This window comes from Streptomyces sp. NPDC006265 (genome assembly GCF_040613555.1).
Taxonomy (GTDB): Bacteria; Actinomycetota; Actinomycetes; order Streptomycetales; family Streptomycetaceae; genus Streptomyces.
In genome coordinates this window covers 1-3,696 of record NZ_JBEXSH010000890.1, presented here as the reverse complement: position 1 = coordinate 3,696, position 3,696 = coordinate 1, and the positions used below count along the sequence as shown (strand labels likewise).

Sequence of the window (3,696 nt, the reverse complement as noted above, 5' to 3'; positions counted from 1 at the left end):
GGGGGCCGGGGGGGTGGGGGCGCCCCCCCCCCACCCCCGCGCCGGGGCCCGCCCCGACCCGTCGTCCACCCACACGACGCCGCACACCCGAGAGCGATGATCATGCCTCTGACGACCACGCGCATCAGCCCGGACTGGCCCTGCCAGGTCAAGACCCCCGGCAGCTACGACTGGGAACGCTCGGCGGCCAAGTGGCTGCGCGAGCTGGTGCCCACGCGCTACGCCGGATACCCCGTGTTCATCCGCCACCCCGTCCTCCTCGCCCGGCACGCCCAGATCCAGGTCCAGAACGAGATCCGGGTCGCCCGCACCGCCCTGCAGACCGCCCGCGCCGACCTGCCCGGACTCGGCCTGCACGAGGGCGTCATCGAGCACACGATCAAGCTGTACGCGGCCGAGGTCATGCAGCTCCAGCACATCGCCCGCAGCGTCCGGGCGGTCACCCAGGCCCTCGTCGAGGCGAACCGCCAGGCGTGAGCCGGCAGGCATGACTCGCGCCGCGCGTGGCACACGCGGGGGAATGAGCACCACCGAAACCCGGCGCGGCGAGCCGGTGACCACGGTCCTGACCTGGCAGGTGCGCCCCGGCCGCGAGGAGCGGTTCGAGGAGTGGACGCACGGCATCACCCGCTGCGCCCGGCAGTTCCCCGGCAACGAGGGCGTCTCCTGGCTGACGCCCGAGGACGGCCACCGCTACCACGCGGTGCTGCGCTGGTCCGACCAGCACCGGCTCGCCGCGTGGCTGGAGTCCGAGGAGCGCGCGCACTGGCACCGGCGGATCGAGGACATCGCCACCGAGGTCAGCAGCGAACGCCAGTCGACGACCGGCATGGAAACCTGGTTCAGTCTGCCCGGCACCACCGTGCAGACCCCGCCCCGGTGGAAGATGGTCCTCACGACCTTCCTCGGCGCCTACCCCTTCACCCTGCTCATCCAGTGGCTGGTGACGCCCCACACCACCGGCTGGCCGCTGCCCCTGCGGGCCGCCGTCTTCCCGCTGGTCCTGCTGCCGTTGCTGACGTATGTGGTGATGCCGCGGCTGAGCCGGCTGCTGCGGCTGTGGCTGTATCCGCGCGACGGCAGCTGAGCAGTCCCCCGCGAGCCGGTGCGCCCCCTGGGACGTCTGGGGCGGGCGATCAGTCCGTGCGCACAAGGCGGTCTTCGAATCGGGCCGGATGTGCAATGCTCAACGCGTGACGAGCGAGCCCGTGACGCCGGCGCAGCCCGGTGCCGCACCGGACCTGGTCGAACTGGCCAAGATCGTCGCCCGGCAGCGCGCCGAGCTGGACCGGCTGCGCGACCAGGCGGCCACCTCGGCTGTCGTGGAGCGGGCCAAGGGCGCGGTGATGGCGCTGAGCGGGTGTACCGCCGACGCGGCGGGCGAGCAGCTGCTCCAGCAGGCCAAAGCCGCACGCCACACCCTGCTGGAGGAGTGCTGGATCACCCTGGGCGGCCTCGTGCCCACGCCGGCCGGCCCCGGCAGGGCGAGTGAGGTCCCCAGTGCCGACGCACCCGGCTCCGGGGCAGGGGCCCTGGAGCAGTCGGCCACGCCGGACGACGTCACGGCCGCCCTGGCCCGCCTCGGCCAGGCCCTCGTTCGGGTGATGACCCCGCACGACCTCGCCCGGTGTCTGCTGGACCATCTCGGCCCCGACATGTCGGCGGACGCGGTCCTGATCTACGCCCGCAGGCCCGACGGCAGCATCGAACTGATCGGGCACGCGGGCATCGAGGACACGCTGGCGGCCCAGTGGTGCCAGGTGCCGCCGCTGAGCGGCATGGCGGCGCTGGACGCACTGCAGGCGGGCGAGCCGCGCTGGCTGGAGGACTTCGCCGCGGACAAGCGGCAGTACCTGCTCATAGGGGACCCTCCCGACCGGTGGCGCTCCCGCGCCTGGCTACCCGTCCTCGCCGCGGGCTCGGCCGGGATCTGCATCGGTGTGCTGCGCGGGCGCGCCGGGGCGTTCGCCCCGCGCGACCGCGCCCACCTGCGGGGCGTGACCGGGCTGTGCGCCGGCCGGCTGCGCGCCTTCGACGCACCGCCCGAGCGGGACGCCGACGCCGCCACGGACGCGGTGCAGGCGCTGCTCGAGGCCCTGCCCGTCGCTGCGATGCTGCTCACGCCGCTGCCGGCCGCGACGGGCGAGACCGAGGACTTCCGGGTGGAGGCCGCGACCGCTCAGGTGGGCGACCTGCTGGGCCGGACCGGTGAGGAACCGGCCGGGCGGCGGCTGCTGGAGCTGCGCCCGGCCCTGGCGGCCGAGCCCCTGTGGCAGGGCTTTCTGCAGGTGCTGACCACCGGGAAGGCATACGAGGGCGAGCCGTTCGCGCACGAAGAGGTCGTGGCGGGCGTCGCCGAGCTGTCCCTCTACACGGCCCGGGTGGCGCCGATGGGCGACGCCCTCGTCGTCTCGTGGATCCGGCACGGCTCCTCCGACCGGCAGGAGCAGCGGCTGGCGGACCTGCAACGGCTGGGCAGTCTCGGCTGGGCGAACTGGAACCTGGCCACCCAGGAGGCCTCCTGGTCGACCCAGGTGTTCTCCCTGGTCGGCCGGGACCCGGCGCACGGCCCGGTGCGGCTGACCGAGGTTCCGGAGCTTGCGCTCCCCGAGGACACCCCCGCGCTGACGCGCGCCGTCGGTGAACTCGTCCACGACGGGCGGCCGTTCGACGTGCCGTTCCGGATCCGGACGAGCGGCGGCATCCGGCATCTGCGGCTGGTGGCCGAGGCCGTGGCCGACCGGCACGGCACGCCCGTCGAGGTGCACGGTTTCGTGCAGGACATGACCGCCCGGCGGCGCGCGGAGCTGGCCCTGGTCGAGAGCGAGCGGGCGATCCTGACGCAGCACGACGTGCTCCAGGCCGAGCGGTCCCTGGCCTCCCGGCTCCAGCACGCGCTGCTGCCGATGGCCAACCGGCCGGTGCACCTGGCCGGACTGCGCGTCGAGGTCGCCTATCTGCCGGCCCAGTCTGGTGTACACGTCGGCGGTGACTGGTTCAGTGCCATCGAACTGCCCGACGGGGACGCGCTGCTGGTGGTCGGCGACGTCGCCGGGCACGGGGTCGACGCGGTGGCCACCATGGCCCAGCTCCGGTTCACCGCGAAGGGCATGGTCATCACGGGCTCGTCGCTGACCGGGGCCCTGGCCCGGCTGAACACACTGCTGCTGCACTCGCGCGACTCCCACGCGACCGCCACGATGGTGCTGGCCCGCTACGACCCCCGCCGTCGGCGCCTGGTCTGGGCCCAGGCGGGGCATCCCCCGCCGCTGCTGCTGCGCGACGGCGAGGCGCGGTACCTGCGCCGCCCCGGCGGCATGCTGCTCGGGGCGTCCGCCACGCCGGTCTACCAGGAGGCGGAGTGCCGTCTGGACCCGGGTGACCGGCTCATCCTCTACACCGACGGCCTGGTGGAGCACCCCCCGGACAGCATCGACCGGGGCCTGGAGCAGCTCGCCGAGGCGGTGGCGGCTCCGCACGGCGACGGACCCGGCTCGCTGGGGCCGTTGCTCGCGCGGATGCTGCCGGACGTGCGGCGGGACGACGTGTGCGTGGTCGACGTCCGGGTTCCCGGGGTGCAGGACCGGTAAGGGGCGCCCCCGGCTCACGAGTCACCACGGTGTCGCCAGTACCACCACAGGCCCACGAGCGAGGCCAGGAGGAACAGGGTGGGCAGCACCAGGCCGGGGATGCGGG

The 3,696-nt window shown here is 74.3% G+C and carries 3 protein-coding genes; all 3 read left to right on the top strand.

The genetic code is table 11. From position 1 onward, the window contains the following. The first annotated feature begins 96 nt into the window (after nt 1-96). Entirely contained in the window at nt 97-477 is a 381-nt protein-coding gene (locus ABZ281_RS42200; protein ID WP_298555033.1) for a hypothetical protein, read from the top strand. A gap of 43 nt (nt 478-520) precedes the next feature. Then, nucleotides 521-1,087 carry an antibiotic biosynthesis monooxygenase gene (locus ABZ281_RS42195; RefSeq protein ID WP_356663295.1) on the top strand — a complete coding sequence of 189 codons (567 nt, stop codon included), beginning with the start codon at nt 521-523 and terminating at the stop codon, nt 1,085-1,087. A gap of 88 nt (nt 1,088-1,175) precedes the next feature. Then, nucleotides 1,176-3,590 (top strand): SpoIIE family protein phosphatase, encoded by a 2,415-nt coding sequence (locus ABZ281_RS42190; RefSeq protein WP_356663293.1) that lies wholly within the window; start codon nt 1,176-1,178, stop codon nt 3,588-3,590. Nucleotides 3,591-3,696: the final 106 nt, after the last annotated feature.